Source organism: Arthrobacter sp. 210 2, assembly GCF_059093025.1.
In genome coordinates this window covers 397,804-414,107 of record NZ_JBNHIE010000001.1, presented here as the reverse complement: position 1 = coordinate 414,107, position 16,304 = coordinate 397,804, and the positions used below count along the sequence as shown (strand labels likewise).

Below are 16,304 nucleotides of genomic sequence, written 5' to 3'. Positions count from 1 at the left end.
GGAGGCAATGTGGCCGATATGACCATTTCCCAAGATCCCGCTGTATCTCCGGCCAGCGGTGCCTTGGGCAGCAGCACAGCAGACACCGCCGCCGGAACCGGCGCCCCCTCACCAGTCAAGGCACCCCGCGCCTACGTCATCGGCATGCCCATCGCCAGCGCCGGGCTCTGGATGGCTGTGCTGGCTCCGGCGCTTGTGGTGCTGGCCATCAAGGTTTCCGAGATCACCACCCCGGAAACCCGGGCAGGAGCCCTGAGCCTGGTTGCCGGCGTCGGCGCCCTGGCAGCGCTGCTGGCCAATCCGTTCTTCGGGAGGCTGAGCGACCGCACCACATCCCGGTTCGGTATGCGCAAGCCCTGGATTGTTGGCGGTTCCCTGGTGGGGCTCGTGTCGCTGTTTTTCCTGGGTTCGGCCACCGACGTCATCGGGGTACTGGTTGCCTGGCTGTTTACGCAGCTCAGCTTCAACGCCGCCCTTTCTGCCTTGGTTGCCACGCTTCCTGATCAGGCCGGCCCCACCGAACGCGGCCGTCTCTCCGGCCTGATTGGCATGACGCTTCCTCTCGGACTGGTTGCCGCCGCGTTCCTTGCACAGCTGTTCGATAACGCGCTGCAGATGGCGGTGGTGCCCGGCATCATCGGCACCGTTGTGGCCATCGCCTTTGCCTTCACGTTCAAAGACCGGGTCCTGACCGAGAAGCCTGCCCCGCTGAACCTGAAGGAGATCGCTGGCTCGTTCTACTTCAACCCCCGCACCAACCCCGGACTGGGGTGGGCCTGGTTCACCAAGTTCCTGGTGTACATCGGGTACTGTGCGGGCCTGCTGTACCTGCCGTACTTCTTCATCGACCACCTCAAGGTCGCCGAAGCGGATGTCACCGCCCTGGTCTTCCAGGCAACCCTGGTCAACTCCGCCGGCACGGTCCTCACCAGCCTCGCCGGAGGCTGGATCAGCGACCGCATCGGCAAGCGCAAGGCAATGGTCATCGCCTCGGCAATCATCGTGATGCTCGGCCTGATCGTCATCGCCACCAGCACCACCACGGACCAGGTCCTGGTCGGACAGGCAATCACCGGCCTGGGCCTGGGCTGCTTCGGAGCCGTGGACGTTGCCCTCATCACCGATCTGCTGCCCAAGGACCAGAGCGAGAACGCGAAAACCTTTGGTGTCTTCAACATCGCCCAGGCACTGCCCCAGTCCCTGGTGCCGGCCATCGCGTTCCCCGTCATCACGCTCGGCGGTTACCCCGCACTCTTCATCGGCGGGGCCGTCGTCGGCATCATCGGCGCCGTCCTCGTCACCCGCATCAAAGGAGTCAAATAGATGAACCCCGCCCTGTCCCCTGCCGTCACTGCCCCGCCCGCAGGCTCACCGGACGCCGAAGCACGCATCCGCGAACTGGCCGAAAGCCTTCCCCTTGAGCAGCAGATCCAGCTCCTGACCGGCGCGGATGTCTGGGCAACGCACGCCCTTCCTTCCATCGGCCTGTCCCGCGTGGTCCTCTCGGACGGTCCGTCGGGGGTCCGTGGTGAAGACTTCGACGAGCGGCACGACTCCGTCTCCCTGCCGTCGTCGTCCGCCCTGTCCGCCACGTGGAGCGTGGACGTCGCACGCCGCTACGGCCAGGTCCTGGGCCAGGAAGCCCGCCGCAAGGGCGTCCACGCCGTACTCGGCCCCACCATCAACCTGCACCGCTCACCCTTGGGCGGACGGCACTTCGAGTGCATGAGCGAAGACCCCCGGCTCACCGCAACCCTGGCCGCCGGCTACGTGGCCGGCGTGCAGTCCATGGGCGTCGGGGCAACACCCAAGCACTACCTGGCCAACGAGGCCGAAACGGACCGCTTCACCGCCGACTCCGTGGTGGACGAGCGCCCCCTGCGCGAGCTCTACCTCGCAGCCTTCGAAGACGCCATCACCGAAGCACGCGCCTGGCTGGTCATGAGCTCCTACAACTCCATCAACGGCACCACGGCCAGCGAGAACCACCTCCTGAAGACCCCGCTGTCCACCGAGTGGGGCTTTGACGGCGTCGTCGTCTCGGACTGGACCGGCGTCCGGTCCGTCGAGGCGGCCAATGCCCACCAGGACCTCGAGATGCCCGGCCCGGTAGGCCACTGGGGACCCAAACTGCTCGCAGCCGTTGAGGACGGACGCGTCAGCCGCGCCGCCATCCTGGAAAAAGTCATCCGCATCCTCCGCCTGGCTGCCCGCGTCGGATCGCTTGAAGGCTTCTCCCCTGCTGTGGCCGACCTTCCGCCAGCCCTCGACGCCGCCGCCGTCGCCCGCGAAGTGGCGGTCCGGGGCGCCGTCCTGGTCCGCAACAAGGACGGGCTTCTGCCCCTTGACCCATCAGCACTGGCCAGCGTGGCGGTGAGCGGCCACAACGCCGAAGAGGCCCGCACGCAGGGCGGCGGCAGTGCCACCGTCATGCCCAAGTACACCGTTTCTCCCCTGGAGGGGCTGCGTGAAGCCCTGCCGGAAAGCGTCAGTGTCAGCTACGCCCGCGGAGCCAAGGTAGCCGAAGGCCTGCAGGCCTTCCCGCGCACCTCCCTACACAACCCCGTGTCCGGCGTTCCCGGCATGCGGGTGACCTTCCTGTCCGGGGACGGTTCGGAAATCTCCGGTGAGGACCGCCTCGCGTCCCACCTGATCTGGTTCGGCGTCGGGATCCCGGAGGGTGCCGCCGCCATCCGCATGGAAGCTGACTGGACGGCCCCCACGGCAGGCATCCATCACCTGGGCGTGGGAACGGTGGGCCACATCCGCCTCTCGCTGCAGGGCGAAGAAGTGTTCAACGGCGAAATCGAGGATGACACCGACGTGCTCGGCGCCGCGCTCTTCGACCCGCCCAAGACCGTCCACCCCGTGGAAACCGCTGCGGGCGAAGCGGTGCGCATCGAGGCCGTCTACGAGCTGCCCAAGCAGCAGGTCATCCCGTTCACCGCCATCCTCCTGGGCGAGGAAACCGTCGTGGAGGACCCCCAGGCCGATATTGACGCGGCAGTGGAAGCGGCGCGGGCCGCGGACGTTGCCATCGTGGTGGTGGGAACCAGCGCCGCGATCGAGTCCGAGGGCTTTGACCGCAAGGACCTTGACCTTCCCGGCCTGCAGAACCAACTGGTGGAAGCCGTTGCCGCGGTCAACCCGCGTACCGTCGTGGTGGTCAATTCCGGCTCACCGGTCCTGATGCCGTGGCTCGACAAGGTGGGAGCCGTCCTGCTCGGCTGGTTCGGCGGCCAGGAATTCGGCCGTGCCATCGCGGACATCCTCCTCGGCGTCGAGGAGCCGGGCGGCCGCCTGCCCACCACCTGGCCCGCAGCCCTGGAGGACGTTCCGGTCCTGAACACCACACCGGTGGACGGCAAGGTGGTCTACTCCGAAGGCATCCACGTTGGCTACCGGGCCTGGCTCAAGCAGGAAGCTGCCGGCGGCGCCGCCCCTGCCCTCCCGTTCGGCTTCGGCATGGGCTACACCACCTTCGAACTGGGAACAGCCCACGCTCCCCAGTACGTGACCGCCGGCCAGGACGTCGTGGTGCACGTTCCGGTCCGCAACACGGGCAAGCGCACCGGCCGTGAAACGGTGCAGGTGTACCTGGACCGCCCCGGCTCCGCCGTGGAGCGCCCCGTCCGCTGGCTCGCCGGCTACGCGGGAACGTACCTGGCGCCGGGAGGTACGGAAAGCGTGGAAGTGCGGATCCCGGCACGGTCCTTTGGCCATTACGACGGCGGCTGGCAATTTGAGCAGGGCACGTTCCGCCTGCTGGTGGGCCGCCACGCCGCCGACGACTTCCAGGCGCTGGACATCGAACTGCGCTAAACCGGGCATTCGCAACGAAGGCCGGGCTGGATCCGAACACTTCGGGTCCAGCCCGGCCTTCTTTGCTTTTCTTCGGGCAGCTTTGGAATCACACCAAGCTGGGCTGGCTCGACAAGATGTAGTCCAGCGCCGCAGGACCGGTCATCGACAGCCCCGGCCACACCAGCTGGCCGCCGCGGACGTACGGCTCAACCTGGGTTTGCCGGCGCATGGCGATCCACAGTGAAGCGCTGGCAATTGGCTCCTCGCCATTGAGGAAACACCAGCTCAGGTACAGCCCGTACACCTCGTCCTCGCGCAGGCCCGGCTGCTTGTCCGGGTCACAGGTGATGCATTCCACAAGGAAACGGCTGCAATTCGGCACACTCATATCTGTAAACCTCCTGCTAAGAACCCACGGACCCGGGTTCCAGGGCCGTGCGGCAGCGCGCGGCAACAGAACCTCGCAAGTAGTTCGGAGCCGCTATCCCGGTGGATGGGTGCCAAAATGCAGGTCTTCCTGACGCAGAGCCGCAGTGCAAGGATTTCCTCATGAACAACAACATGAGCGGCAACGAGGGGACCCACGGGCAGCACCTGCACGCCCACACGTCTCCGACCACGCAACAAATGCGTACCGTTGGCCAGCGCCGCCGCGACGCCGAAGAAAAGTTGGAACACCACCTCCAGGAAGCCCGCCACAAGGACGACGCCCCTAAGCCGGACGACGGCGGGACCTCCTCGGGCGCAAAGGCGGACAACCCTGACAAGGAAGAGCAGGGCACAGACAGCCGGACCTAAAGGCCGCGCGGCTTCTCGGTGGTTGAGCCTGTCGCTACCCTGGTTTCGACAAGCTCAACCACCGGCTATGGAATCAGCGGCGGCGCCGGCGCCGTCCGCTGTGGTGCTAACGTGACGCCTATGCACCTGAAGGCTTACCAGCGAAGCCCTGCCCCGCGCCGCCGGAGACAAAAGCCAAGTACGGTCCTTTCCGGCTACGGCCGGTCCGCCGCAGCCTTCCAGGAGCGGCAGCTGTCCAGCCTGCAACGGCTGGTCCGGCGCCTGGTTCCCCGGCATCCCGCCCAGGTGATTGTGCTGGGCTTCGCGCTGGCGATTGCCGCGGGCACCGGCCTGCTCATGCTGCCGGTGGCCAAAGCCGGCGACGGCGGCGCCTCCCTGCTGGAAGCCCTCTTCACGGCCACGTCCGCCGTCTGCGTCACCGGGCTGATCACCGTGGACACCCCGGTGTTCTGGAGCGGATTCGGGCAGGCCGTTATCCTGGCGCTGATCCAGGTGGGCGGGTTCGGCGTCATGTCCTTCGGCACCCTCCTGGGCGTGCTGATGGCCCGCCGGCTGGGCCTGCGCTCCCGGATGCTGGCCGCCGCCGAAACCAAAAGCCACGGCTTTGGCGACGTGCGCCGCGTCCTGCTGGGCGTCTTCCTCATCACGGTCATCGTGGAAACCGCACTGGCCCTGGTCCTGATGCTGCGCTTCATGCTGGGCTACGGATATCAGCCCTGGGAAGCGCTCTGGCACGGGGTCTTCCACTCCATTTCCGCGTTCAACAACGCCGGCTTCGCGCTGTACTCGGACAACCTCATGGGCTTCGTCAGCGACCCCTGGATCTGCCTGCCGATCGCCGCCGGAGTGATCATCGGCGGGCTCGGCTTTCCCGTCCTGTTCGAGCTGCGGCGCCAGTACCGGCCCGTCTTCTGGAGCATGAACACCAAACTGGTCCTGGTGGGCAGCGCCGTGCTGCTCGCCGGCGGCACGGCCTTCCTCACCGCCGCCGAGTGGACCAATCCCGCCACCTTGGGCGGGCTCCCGCCCGGCGACCGCATCCTGGGCGGGTTCTTCCAGTCCGTCATCACCCGCACGGCCGGGTTCAACAGCATCGACATCGCGCAGATGCACCCCGTGTCCTGGATGGGCATGGACATCCTGATGTTCATCGGCGGCGGGCCTGCCGGAACCGCCGGCGGCCTGAAGATCACCACGTTCGCCGTCCTGTTCTTCATCCTCGCCACCGAACTGCGCGGCGGCACCGCGGTGAACATCTTCGGAAAGCGGCTCTCCCGGGCCGTGCACCGGCAGGCCATCACCGTGGTGCTCCTGGCCATCGCGCTCATTGTGGGCTCCACGATGTTCCTCATGCTGATCACCGATTTCGGGCAGGAGCGGATCCTCTTCGAAGTGGTCTCCGCCTTCGCCACGGTGGGCCTGTCCACCGGCATCACCGCCGGGATGCCGCCGGCCGGGCAGGTGGTGCTGATCCTGCTGATGTTCATCGGCCGCCTTGGCCCCGTCACACTTGGCACCGCACTGGCCGTCCGCGGCCGACCCATTATGTACGAATACCCGAAGGAAAGGCCCCTCATTGGCTAAGGACTTGTTCTCCCGCAGAGCCGGGCGCGTGGCGCAAGCTGATTCCGTGGCCGTGATCGGCCTGGGCCGGTTTGGTGGTTCGCTGGCACTGGAGCTTGAAGCCCAGGGAACCGACGTGCTGGGCATCGACAGCAACGAGGAAATCGTGCAGTCCTACAACGGCCTGCTCACCCACGTGGTCCGGGCCGACTCCACCAAGGAGGAGGTCCTGCGGCAGCTCTCCGTCCACGAGTTCGACCGTGTGGTGGTGGGCATCGGCACCGACCTCGAGGCCAGCATCCTGACTACCTCGCGGCTGCTGACCTTCAAGCACCCGCAGATCTGGGCCAAGGCCATCAGCGAACCGCACGCCGAGATCCTGGGCCAGCTGGGCGTCGAGAACGTCATCCGGCCTGAGCACGACATGGGCAAGCGGGTGGCGCACCTGGTGCGCGGGTCCATCCTGGACTACGTGGAGTTCGAGGACGACTTTGTGATGATCCGCACCCAACCGCCCTCCGAAGCGCGGGACCGGCCGCTGGGGGTGCTCGGGCTGCGGGACAAGTACGGCATCACGATCGTTGCGGTGAAGAGGCCGGGGACTGCCTGGACCCACACCACCGCGCAGACCGTCCTCTACGACGACGACCAGATCATCGTCCAGGGCCCCAAGAACCTCGCCGAGGGTTTCAGCACCATGGCCTAGGAGGCCTTACCGGTGGTTGAGCTTGTCGAAACCCCGGGTTTCCACAAGCCCAACCACCATTAATTCGGCAGGCCCAACCACAGTTAAGCCGCCAGGTCTCGTTCACGTACCAGGCGGGCGGCTGCTGCCGAAGCGGTGATCGCGACGGCGGCCATCAGGAGGGCGCCCTCCGGGTGGAAGGCCTCAACGGGCATGGCCGACGAATGCCGGAACGGACTGAGGTCCTGCAGCCAGGTTGGCAGGCCCAGCAGCTCCCCGAACTGTCCCAGGACCAGAGCAGCAGCCAACGCACCCCAGCCGACGGCGCTGCTCCACCTGGATGCCAGGGCGAACACCAGCGCGGTCACGGCAGGAAAGACGAGTGCCGCCGGGATGTGGGCCAGTGCGGCTGCCAGCACGGTGCCCGGGCTGCTGCCACCCGCCTGAGACACAGCAAGCACGACGACCGCCGAAGCCCCTGCGGAGGCCGCGACCGCCGTCGTCGTGATTGCCGCGACGGCCAGCGTTCCCCCCAGCCAGCGAAGGCGCGACGCCGGCACGGCCAGGAGCAGTTCGGCCCGCCCTTCCGCTTCTTCCGCCCGCAGCCGCAGCATCGCCTCGACACCCGCGGCAGCTGCCAGGACCCCGCTGATGCCCAGCATGGCCGTGGTAAACAGGTCGATGAGGCCTGCGTCACCGGGAACGATGCGGCTCATCAGCTCCGCCACGGACGGGTTTCCTTCCAGTGCGTCGCGTACCACCGGGCCAAGTCCGCCGGCCACGGCCCCCAGCGCGGCGGAGATGATGCACCAACTCGCCAGGCCTCCACGTTGCAGGCGCCATGCCAAGCCCAGCATCGACGCCAGGCCGGCGGCCGCCCTGTCCGGGCCCGACTCGTTCGCGGCGATATAGCTGGCCCCCAGGTCCCTGCTCCTGCGGAGCGCCACGGCCACCCCTGCCAGGACTGCTGTCCCGGCGCCGACCACCAGCAACGGCAGCATGTCCGCCTCGGTGAAGGGCCGGATGCGCTGTCCCCAGCCAATGGGTGACAACAGGGAGGGCCAGGCTGCGGTGACATGCAGCAGCGATTGGTCCGCGGTCCCCAGCGCGTCACCGGCACCGCGGACCAGGTAGGCGGCGCCCACCAGCGCCGACGCCGTACCGTTGGCGCTCCGCGCGGACGGCATGAGCTGTGCCACCAGCGCGGCGGCCGCCATGAAGAACAGGCCCACGGCGCCAACAGCCATCCCCGCCAGGAATGATCCCCGTACCGGGAGTCCTGCGCCGATGAATCCGGCTGCAACGGCCAGGGCAAGGACCACGTTTGCGCAGGTGCCAAGGAGCAGGGTTGCGTACAGGGAAGTCACCCGGGTGACCTGCGTGGAGCCCACCAGCTCGAACCGGCCCTGGTCCTCGTCCCCGCGCGTATGCCGGACCACCAGGAACGCACTCATCAGTGCGGCCAGCACCGCCGTGAAGGAATAACCCTGGAAGAACGTGACCGCTCCGTAACTGATGCCGTCCGGAAGCCCCCGGAGGAACAGGAATGCCGGGCTTGCCGCGGCTACGGAAATCAGTGCTGCCCGCTCGTTGTCCTCGCCGAACTGCGTAGTGACGGCGGTGGCTGCCGCGTATCCCAAACCGGCGATGCCCAGGATCCAGGCGGCCAGGGTTCCGCGGTCCCTGCGGGCCTGGAGCAGCGCCAGCCGAGAAACGGCGCGCATCACAGGACCTGGCTCTTCTGGTCTTTTTGGCTCCCCCGCCCGGGGGCGGCCGTGCCGCCGTAGTGGCGCATGAACAGCTCCTCGAGGGAAGGCGGTGCCGCCGTGATGCCCGTGATGCCTGCTGTAGCCAAAGCCTCCAGGACATGGCCCAGGTCGGCTGCATCGGCGTCGAACTCCAAGGCTGTCCCGTCAACGCGGAGGTCGTGGATGCCCCGCCACGTGGACAGCAGCTCAGGCGATGCCGGCGACGTGACTCGGAAGCGGGTGCGGGTGAGGTGCCGAAGTTCGGCCAGGGTCCCGGATTCCACGGCTACCCCTGACCGGATGATGGTCACCCTGCTACACAGTTGTTCCACCTCGGCCAGGATGTGGCTGGACAGCAGCACCGTGGCCCCGTCCGCGGTGACCCGGCGGACGTGCCGGCGGAACACCGCGTCCATGACCGGGTCCAGGCCGGAGCTGGGTTCATCGAGCAGGTAAAGCCTGGCCGGGCGGGAAAAAGCCGCGATGAGGGCGGCCTTCTGCCGGTTGCCCCTCGAGTAGGTCCGGGCCTTTTTCCGGGGATCGAAATCGAACTCGTCGATCAGCTGCCGGCGCAGGGTTTCATCCGCGCCGCCGCGCAGCCCGGCGAGCAGGTCAATGACCTCGCCGCCGGTCAGGTTGGGCCAGAGCGTCACATCCCCTGGGACATAGGCAACATCCCGGTGTGCCCGCACCGGTTCAGCCCACGGGTCGATGCCGAACACCCGGGCCGTCCCGGAGGTTGGCCGGATCAGGCCCAGGAGGATCCGGAGTGTGGTGGACTTCCCTGCCCCGTTGGGTCCGAGGAAACCGTGGACTTCTCCGGACCTGACGGACAGGTCCAGGCCCGCGAGCGCTGTTGTCCGCCCAAAGTTCTTCACAAGCTGGCTGGTGGAGATGACGGGAGTTGCATCTGTGGTCATGGCCGGTTCCTTGGTCGCAGCTATCACACCCAAGGCGGCTGCCAGGGGCATGCCGCAGGCGTTTCCGCATACGGGCCGACCAGGCTTCCCGGCTCTCCGGTCCACATCTTACAAGCGGTGCATCGGGCGCGGAAGAGGCGGTGGATGATCGTGATCCGGGGGTTGAACCTGTCCGGGTTTCGAGCGGCTCAACCACCGGTTCGTGCGGGTCAGTTGGCCCCCATTAAGCTGGCAGGATGCCTGACCTTGCCGCCCTGGTGCCCACCTTCGTGGCCCTCGCCATCCTGGTGGCACTCACGGTGGCTGTGCTCCGGGGCTCGCGGACGCCGTCGTTCGTTGCCCCGGCCGTTGCCATCCTCCGCGGCGCTGCCCAGCTGGCCCTGATCAGCCTGGTGCTGGGCGGCATCATCAACGATCCGCTGTGGGTGGCGGTGGCGCTGCTGGTCATGTTCACGGTGGCCGTGGCGACGGCAACCCGCCGGCTCACGTGGTCCTGGCGGCGGTTCGCGGCAGTGGCCGCAACCATGGCGCTGGGCATCCTGGTGACCCTGGCCGTGGTGTTCGGCACCGGGGCGATCGAATTCACGCCGCGGTATGTCCTGGCGGTGGGCGGCATTGTGATCGGCAACTGCATGAGCATCGCCGTGCTGGCCGGGCGCCGGTTCTTCGAGGCTGTGCGGGACCAGTGGAGCGAGGTTGAAGGCTGGCTGGCGCTGGGTGCGCAGCCGCACCGCGCAACCCTCACCCAGGCCCGCTTCTCCGTCCATGCGGCCCTGATCCCGTCCATCGACCAGACCAAAACCACCGGCCTGGTTACGCTGCCCGGCGCGTTCGTGGGTGCGATCTTCGGCGGTGCATCACCGCTGGAGGCCGGCCGGTTCCAGGTGGTGGTGCTGGCGTCCATCATGGCGGCGGGCTCCATCACCGCCGTCGCGCTGATCCGTTCCCTGCGCTCGGTGAAGGTGCGCCCGGAACCTCTCTGACACTGCAACGCGGGGTCACTCCCGGCCCAATAAACCGCCCGCGGAGGGCATTGAGTGACCCCGCGTTGCTGGTTTATTCGGATGCGGCAAGGAAGGCGCGAATCTCGTCCGCCATCCGTTTGGACTGGGTCCAGTGCAGGTAGTGGCCGCCCTCGATCGGAACGACCTGGTGCCGCCGGACATTCTTCAGCAGGTTCTCGGCCGCTGCGGTCTTGGTGGCAGTTGAATCGGAGCCTTCATCGGCAACAAAGGCCAGGACAGGGAGGTCATTGGGGTAGGTGACTCCCCGGAGGGCCGCCGCGTTGTTCGCAATCCGGGCTGATTCGTCGGCGACAGCGGGGTTGCCGTAGTTCCAGCTCATCATCATGCGCATCCGGCGCAGTTCCTCGTCCGTGTAGGCGTCGCTGTCCGGGTCAAGGAAGCCTGGGGCGAGCGCCGCAACCACGCGGACCACACCGGTGACGGCCAGTGCCCGCTCCACGTTGATGCCCGGCTGCGGGTCTTCCACCGGCCCGTCCCCGGGCTTGGGAATGGTCGCGTCAATTCCGACGACGGCGGACACCTCCGCCGGGTACCGGTTGGCGTAATCCAGCATGTAGAAGCCGGCGATGGAATGCCCTGCCAGGACATAGGGCGGCCGGACCTGGAGCTTCGCCAGCGCGTCGTGAAGCTCGGTGCTGATGTTTTCGTTGGACCGCACGGGGCCTTCGAGGTCGCTGTAGCCGTACCCGAACCCCTCAACCACAATGGCGTCGAAGCGGCCGAGTTCCCGGACCAAGGGAGCGAAGTCGAGGCCGGGGGCCGCAGTTCCCAGGCCGCTCAGAAGGACGATCGGTTGGCCCTGGTCCCCGTTCCGGACCACGTTGAGGCTGCCGCCAGCCACCGCAACGCGCTCACCGTACGGTGCCGTGCCCGCTTTTTCCGTGGACTCCAGGACCAGGTTGACCACCGTGGACACCAGGATCAGCCCCAGGACGATGAGCGCGGCGATACCGGCCCGGCGCAGCCCGCGCCGGGGCTTCTTCCGGGAACCGGTATCCGTCGCCACGTTCTAGATTCTAGGCTGGCTTCGCGAAGGTGGCCGCGCTCATGATCTCGTACCCCACGAACGTCTCGTCGCCTTCCACCCAGGCGTCGTGGCCGGCCGGAATGGTGTACGCGTTGCCGGGGGTTATGGTGGTCCGGGCTCCATCTTCCATCTGGACCGTCAGGGTCCCGGCTGCGCAGATTCCCACGTGGTTGACCTGGCAGCTGTCCGTGTTTACCACGGTCTTGACCGTTTCGGACCACTTCCATCCCGGCTGGAAGGTGAACCTGCCCAGGGTGGTGTCACCGATGTTGACCACGTCCACCTCGGTCTTCGGCGGGCGCCGTTTTTCATCGGGCTGGTCGAAGGACTTCGCTTCAAGGGTTCTGACAGTAACGCCGGCCATTTCATTCTCCTGACAGGGAGGGATTGCAACTGTTCGTCCGGGGCGCTGAGACATCTCCAGGAGGGATTGGTTGGCCGGCCCACCGAGGCCTTGAACGCCCGCCAACGCTGCAACTAGCGCTATCAGCGTGCGCCCGGGCACAGGCGCTGTCAATACGGCGCACTCCCCCTTCGCGAGATGGGGGGTCCATCGGTAAGACTCACCGTAGACCGCACCAACGCGGGGTCACTCCTGGCCCAAAGAGCGGCGGTTTTTGGGCGTTTAGTGACCCCGCGTTGCTGGGTGCAGTTCAGGTTCCTTCTGCCGGTAACCCCACGGTGCAGTCGGCGGCGTCGTTCACCACGTCCTCCAGGTCCCCGGTGCGGTGCAGCACCTCCAACTGCCGGACCGCGCCGGTGCCGGTCAGCAGCAGATCGTCCACCAATTCCTCCACCCGCTGCAGGTCGCCGCTGTCCTCCAGCGCCCCGTGGATGTGGTTCAGCAGGGAATTGACGACGGCGAGCGCCGGCACCGGGCGGTGCGTGTGCGGGTCCAGCAGTTCCCCGCGCAGTCCCCAGCGGCTGGCCTTCCAGCCCGCCAGCCGGATCAGAGCCGACGGCGCGCCGACAGGCTCTTTGCCTTCCCGCCACTCCCGCGCGGCGGTCTCCACCAACCCGCGGGCGATGCCGGCCAGGAGCACGGTGTTCTGGGGCCGCAGGCATACGTCCGCGATGCGGATTTCCACAGTTGGATAGTGCCGCGAGAGCCGGGCGTCGAAGTAGACCATCCCCTCATCCAGCGCGACGCCGGTGCTCACCATGTCATGCACCAGCTGGTGGTAGGCGTCGGCCGAGCCGAGGATCTCCAGCGGCCCGGCGGACGGCCACCGGTTCCAGACCTGCGCCCGGTAGCTGGCGTACCCGGTGTCCTCGCCGTGCCAGAACGGGGAGTTGGCGCTCAGCGCGGTCAGCACCGGCAGCCAGATCCGGATCCGGTCCAGGACAGCCACGCCCTCCTCCGGCGATTCCACGGAGACGTGGATGTGGCAGCCGCAGGTGAGCTGTTCCCTGGCGGTCAGCCCGTACTCCTCGGCCATCGCGGCAAAGCGCCGGAGCCGCACCGGGTGCGGATCGCAGGGCAGCGGTGAGGTGGCCAGGGCAGCCACCCGCACCCCGACGTCCTGCGCAGCCCTGTCCGCGATGGCCCGGCCGGCGATGATGTCCGCCTCCAGCGAGTCCATGGTGGAATGCGGCGGGGTGACCACCTCGATCATTTCCTGCTGGAACTCCGCCGTGAGGACCGGCCCGGAACTCGATTCCATCGGACGCACGTACAGGTCCAGGAGCGCGCCTGCCATGGGCACGGGCTCCCCCTTGCCGGGGTCCACCAGGAGCAGCTCCTCCTCTATCCCGAACGTGCGGACCCGTCCGGCACTGCCGGTGCGGTCATCGCCTGAGGTGTCCATCGCCGTCGTCCTTTGCTCGTTGCATCCTTGCAAGCTCATCCCAGAAGCAGGCCAGCGTCACGGCGCCGTTCATCAGGACCTCCAGGCTGACGCTCTCATCGCTGTCGTGCCAGTGGTCCTCCACAAGCCCGGTGCCGAAGAACAGCACCGGCGCCTGCAGCATGCGGCCGAGCAGTTCGGCTGGTCCCCCGCCTGCGTTCCCCATCCGGCCAACCTTGCCGTTGTGGAACCCCACGGCCATGGCCCGCTCCAGTGCGGCGACAGCGGGGTGGTCCGGTGTCCGGTACGGCTCCTGCGCCGTTTCCAGGTCCGGCGTCAGCGTGTGGCCGAAGGCGTTTCCAATGGTGGTTTCCACCCACTGCCGCAGCTGGTCAGCCACCTTCTCCACCCGCTGGCCGGGCACGGTCCGGAAGCTCAGGTCCGCCGACGCCACGGCCGGCACCGCGGCACGCGACACACCAATGGGATCGCCGGCAATCATGGAAGTGACTTCGACGGCGGGGCGCAGCCACAGCCGCTCCAGCACCGTGTACCCCTTCTCGCCCGTGATGGCGCCGCTTTCGGACCGCTTCAGCCAGTCCTCGTCGCTGTAGGGAAGCTCCGCGAGCGCCTGCCGAAGGTCCTCCGGAAGCGGCTCGACGTCGTCGTAGAACCCTGGAATGGCGATCCTGCCGTCGGCATCGTGCAGGAGCGCCAGGAGCCTGGCCAGCTCGAAGGCCGAGTTGGGGGCGTTGCCGGAGACGGCACCGCTGTGGACGTCACGCTCCTGCCCGAACACCTCCAGGCTGGCGCTGAGCATCCCGCGCAGGCTTACGCAAAGGGCGGGGTGGTCTTCGTGCCAGAGGAGGGTGTCGGAGAAAAGTACGACGTCGGCCTGGAACCTTTCCGCCTGTTCCTCCAGGAGTGCCGCGAGATGCGGGGAGCCGCCTTCCTCCTCGCCCTCGACGATGAACTTCAGGTTGACGGCCGGCGCGGGCCGGGCGGGGTGTGCCTGTGCAGGGGAAGTGGAGTGCGGGAGCGTTTGGTTATTGGCGTCCAAACGTGTGAGAGCGTGCGGGTTTTGGCGGTCAAAGGTGAGAGAGCGTTGGTGCAGGTGGGCGCGAATGCCCCAGAGGTGCGCCAGGATTTGCGCCTTGGCATCCGAGCTTCCCCGCCCGTACAGCCTGCCGTCGCGGACCACCGGTTCGAACGGCGAAGTCTGCTCCCAGTTGTCCGGCTTGACCGCGCGGACATCGTGGTGGCTGTAGACCAGGACGGTGGGTGCTCCGGGTGCCTCGCACCACTCCGCGCAGACCGCGTGCGACTCCCCCGTGGGCTGCACGTCAACCACGGGGAAGCCCGTCTCACGGAAGGCGGCAGCGAGCCAGTTGGCGGAGCGGAGCAGGTCCCGCTGGTGTTCCGGCACCCCCAGGATGCCCGGAACGCGCACCCACTCGGCCAGCTGCTTCTCAATGCCGCCACGATGGGAGCGGAGATAGGCATGCAGGCGCGCTCCGCCGTCGTGCTCATGCCTGTCCATGCCCCGCTCCCGTTATTCCAGCCGGTTCACAGACGGATTACCGCGGCTGGGCCGGATTGGTGGGAACGCCCTGCGAGGGAGGGTTGATCGGCGGGCCGGGAACCTGGGCGGTTTGCGGCGTGTCCGGCTGGGCAGTGTTCACCTCCGGGGTGTCGGGCGCCTGCGGACCGCGCGGAACCGCGCCGCCCTGCAGGTCGTGCAGCCTTTTTTCGAGGATCTGCAGGATGGGCAGCCGGTTCCCGTGCGCCTTCTCGTAGGTGATCAGCTGCGCCACGTCCGCTTCCTCCAGCCCGGAGATCCGCGACGGCAGTGTTCCTGCCGGCAGATGGTCATAGTCCGGCAGCGGCAGTTCCTTGTGAAGGGGTACGTCGTTCATGGTTGGCTCCTTTAGGCGATTGAGGTCAGCAGGTCTGCGCATGCCTGTTCGCAGCTCCGGCACGATTCGGCGCAGACCTGGCAGTGGTCATGCATCTGCGCGTGCTTTTCGCACTCATCGGCGCAGGCTTTGCAGGCGGCGCGGCAGGCTTCCAGCAGGGTGCGGGTGACGTTGGCGTTGTAGCCGGTGTGACGGGAAAGTACCTTTCCCGTCACTGCGCAGATGTCCGCGCAGTCCAGGTCGGTGCGGATGCACGTGGCAAGGTCCGCCACCATGTCCTCGGCCAGGCACGCGTCGGCGCAGGCGGTACAGGTCTGGGCGCATTCGAAGCAGGCGCCGATGCACTCGGCAAGCTTGGTTACGTCGATGTCGCCGAGGTCCTTGGGATACGTGTCAATCATGGACCGTATGTGGGTCATGCCTTGTCTCCTTTCCCTTGGTTCTGCTCCTTGCGTTCCCCCTCGTCCGCCGCCTGCTCCAGCTCCTCATCCGACAGGACGCGTTGGTCCGGATCTGCGGTGCCGGTTTGCGCCGTGAAATGAAGTTCTTCCATGTAGGGGGTGGGTTCCTTCTTCCGGTACCCTGCAAACTCCTGTGCGTAATAGGCGCGGGCCTGCTCCACGTCCTTGGCGCCCGTCACGACGTCGTGCACAAGGTTCAGTGCCAGGCGGTTGGCTTCCTCGTCGTGGCAGCGGGCGGACACTTCGCCGGCGGTGCGTTCGATGATGACGCTGCCGTCAAAGCCGGCCAGCGCCGAACCCTTCCCAACCGGCACGGCGTAGTCGATGACGCTCTCCACAGAGTCGAAGTGCGGCGCCGGGAAGTTGTGTTCATAGAACGCCTTGGTGGCGATGATGCGTTTCCATTCACCGGCGTTGAACCACACCAGTGTGCTGGGGGTGGCTTCATCCGGCTCCCCGTACTTGTCCAGGACCAACTGTGCTGCTTCCCGCGATTCCTTCGGCCAATCTTCCAGGATTGAAGCTGCTGCGGCTTCAGCCATGACTTGCCTTCCGTCCCTTATTGGCCGG

The 16,304-nt window shown here is 67.2% G+C and carries 16 protein-coding genes; 6 read left to right on the top strand and 10 right to left on the bottom strand.

Annotation, left to right across the window (positions count from 1 at the left end; translation table 11 throughout):
* The first annotated feature begins 18 nt into the window (after positions 1–18).
* Positions 19–1,323: an MFS transporter gene (locus AC5RWA_RS01955; protein WP_494056330.1), complete on the top strand. Its 1,305-nt coding sequence runs from the start codon at positions 19–21 to the stop codon at positions 1,321–1,323.
* The gene (locus AC5RWA_RS01950) at positions 1,324–3,822 is read left to right on the top strand and encodes a beta-glucosidase family protein (protein ID WP_494056329.1); all 2,499 of its coding nucleotides are present in this window, start codon (positions 1,324–1,326) and stop codon (positions 3,820–3,822) included.
* 88 nt (positions 3,823–3,910) lie between these two features.
* Here AC5RWA_RS01950 and AC5RWA_RS01945 read toward each other — a convergent pair whose 3' ends face one another.
* Positions 3,911–4,192: a hypothetical protein gene (locus tag AC5RWA_RS01945; protein ID WP_494056328.1), complete on the bottom strand. Its 282-nt coding sequence runs from the start codon at positions 4,190–4,192 to the stop codon at positions 3,911–3,913.
* A 161-nt stretch (positions 4,193–4,353) separates the two neighbouring features.
* Between AC5RWA_RS01945 and AC5RWA_RS01940 the strand changes: the two genes are divergently transcribed.
* The 3 genes from AC5RWA_RS01940 to AC5RWA_RS01930 all read left to right on the top strand — a co-directional run bounded on the left by AC5RWA_RS01940 (position 4,354) and on the right by AC5RWA_RS01930 (position 6,871).
* Positions 4,354–4,602 carry a hypothetical protein gene (locus AC5RWA_RS01940; protein ID WP_275731227.1) on the top strand — a complete coding sequence of 83 codons (249 nt, stop codon included), beginning with the start codon at positions 4,354–4,356 and terminating at the stop codon, positions 4,600–4,602.
* 120 nt (positions 4,603–4,722) lie between these two features.
* A complete protein-coding gene (locus AC5RWA_RS01935; RefSeq protein WP_275728041.1) occupies positions 4,723–6,186 on the top strand; it encodes a TrkH family potassium uptake protein in 1,464 nt (487 codons plus the stop codon).
* The gene (locus AC5RWA_RS01930) at positions 6,179–6,871 is read left to right on the top strand and encodes a potassium channel family protein (RefSeq protein WP_275728039.1); all 693 of its coding nucleotides are present in this window, start codon (positions 6,179–6,181) and stop codon (positions 6,869–6,871) included. The genes AC5RWA_RS01935 and AC5RWA_RS01930 overlap by 8 nt, the downstream gene beginning before the upstream one ends.
* Before the next feature lie 83 nt (positions 6,872–6,954).
* Here AC5RWA_RS01930 and AC5RWA_RS01925 read toward each other — a convergent pair whose 3' ends face one another.
* Positions 6,955–8,574: an ABC transporter permease gene (locus AC5RWA_RS01925; RefSeq protein WP_494056327.1), complete on the bottom strand. Its 1,620-nt coding sequence runs from the start codon at positions 8,572–8,574 to the stop codon at positions 6,955–6,957.
* Positions 8,574–9,518 carry an ABC transporter ATP-binding protein gene (locus AC5RWA_RS01920; protein WP_494056326.1) on the bottom strand — a complete coding sequence of 315 codons (945 nt, stop codon included), beginning with the start codon at positions 9,516–9,518 and terminating at the stop codon, positions 8,574–8,576. Before AC5RWA_RS01920 ends, AC5RWA_RS01925 begins: the two co-directional genes overlap by 1 nt.
* 236 nt (positions 9,519–9,754) lie before the next feature.
* Between AC5RWA_RS01920 and AC5RWA_RS01915 the strand changes: the two genes are divergently transcribed.
* Positions 9,755–10,501 (top strand): ABC transporter permease, encoded by a 747-nt coding sequence (locus AC5RWA_RS01915; protein WP_494056325.1) that lies wholly within the window; start codon positions 9,755–9,757, stop codon positions 10,499–10,501.
* A gap of 73 nt (positions 10,502–10,574) precedes the next feature.
* Here AC5RWA_RS01915 and AC5RWA_RS01910 read toward each other — a convergent pair whose 3' ends face one another.
* The 7 genes from AC5RWA_RS01910 to AC5RWA_RS01880 all read right to left on the bottom strand — a co-directional run bounded on the left by AC5RWA_RS01910 (position 10,575) and on the right by AC5RWA_RS01880 (position 16,276).
* Complete coding sequence (locus AC5RWA_RS01910; protein WP_494056324.1) at positions 10,575–11,549, bottom strand: alpha/beta fold hydrolase; 975 nt, start codon at positions 11,547–11,549, stop codon at positions 10,575–10,577.
* A 10-nt stretch (positions 11,550–11,559) separates the two neighbouring features.
* Entirely contained in the window at positions 11,560–11,934 is a 375-nt protein-coding gene (locus AC5RWA_RS01905) for a cupin domain-containing protein (RefSeq protein WP_494056323.1), read from the bottom strand.
* Between the two features lie 289 nt (positions 11,935–12,223).
* Positions 12,224–13,378 carry a carboxylate-amine ligase gene (locus AC5RWA_RS01900; RefSeq protein WP_275728739.1) on the bottom strand — a complete coding sequence of 385 codons (1,155 nt, stop codon included), beginning with the start codon at positions 13,376–13,378 and terminating at the stop codon, positions 12,224–12,226.
* Positions 13,359–14,897: a M20/M25/M40 family metallo-hydrolase gene (locus AC5RWA_RS01895; RefSeq protein WP_494056322.1), complete on the bottom strand. Its 1,539-nt coding sequence runs from the start codon at positions 14,895–14,897 to the stop codon at positions 13,359–13,361. The genes AC5RWA_RS01900 and AC5RWA_RS01895 overlap by 20 nt, the downstream gene beginning before the upstream one ends.
* Positions 14,898–14,934: 37 nt before the next feature.
* Positions 14,935–15,273, bottom strand: a complete 339-nt coding sequence (locus AC5RWA_RS01890) for a DUF8129 domain-containing protein (RefSeq protein WP_494056321.1) — start codon at positions 15,271–15,273, stop codon at positions 14,935–14,937.
* An 11-nt stretch (positions 15,274–15,284) separates the two neighbouring features.
* Entirely contained in the window at positions 15,285–15,692 is a 408-nt protein-coding gene (locus tag AC5RWA_RS01885; RefSeq protein WP_494056320.1) for a four-helix bundle copper-binding protein, read from the bottom strand.
* A complete protein-coding gene (locus AC5RWA_RS01880; protein WP_494056319.1) occupies positions 15,689–16,276 on the bottom strand; it encodes a hypothetical protein in 588 nt (195 codons plus the stop codon). Before AC5RWA_RS01880 ends, AC5RWA_RS01885 begins: the two co-directional genes overlap by 4 nt.
* Positions 16,277–16,304: the final 28 nt, after the last annotated feature.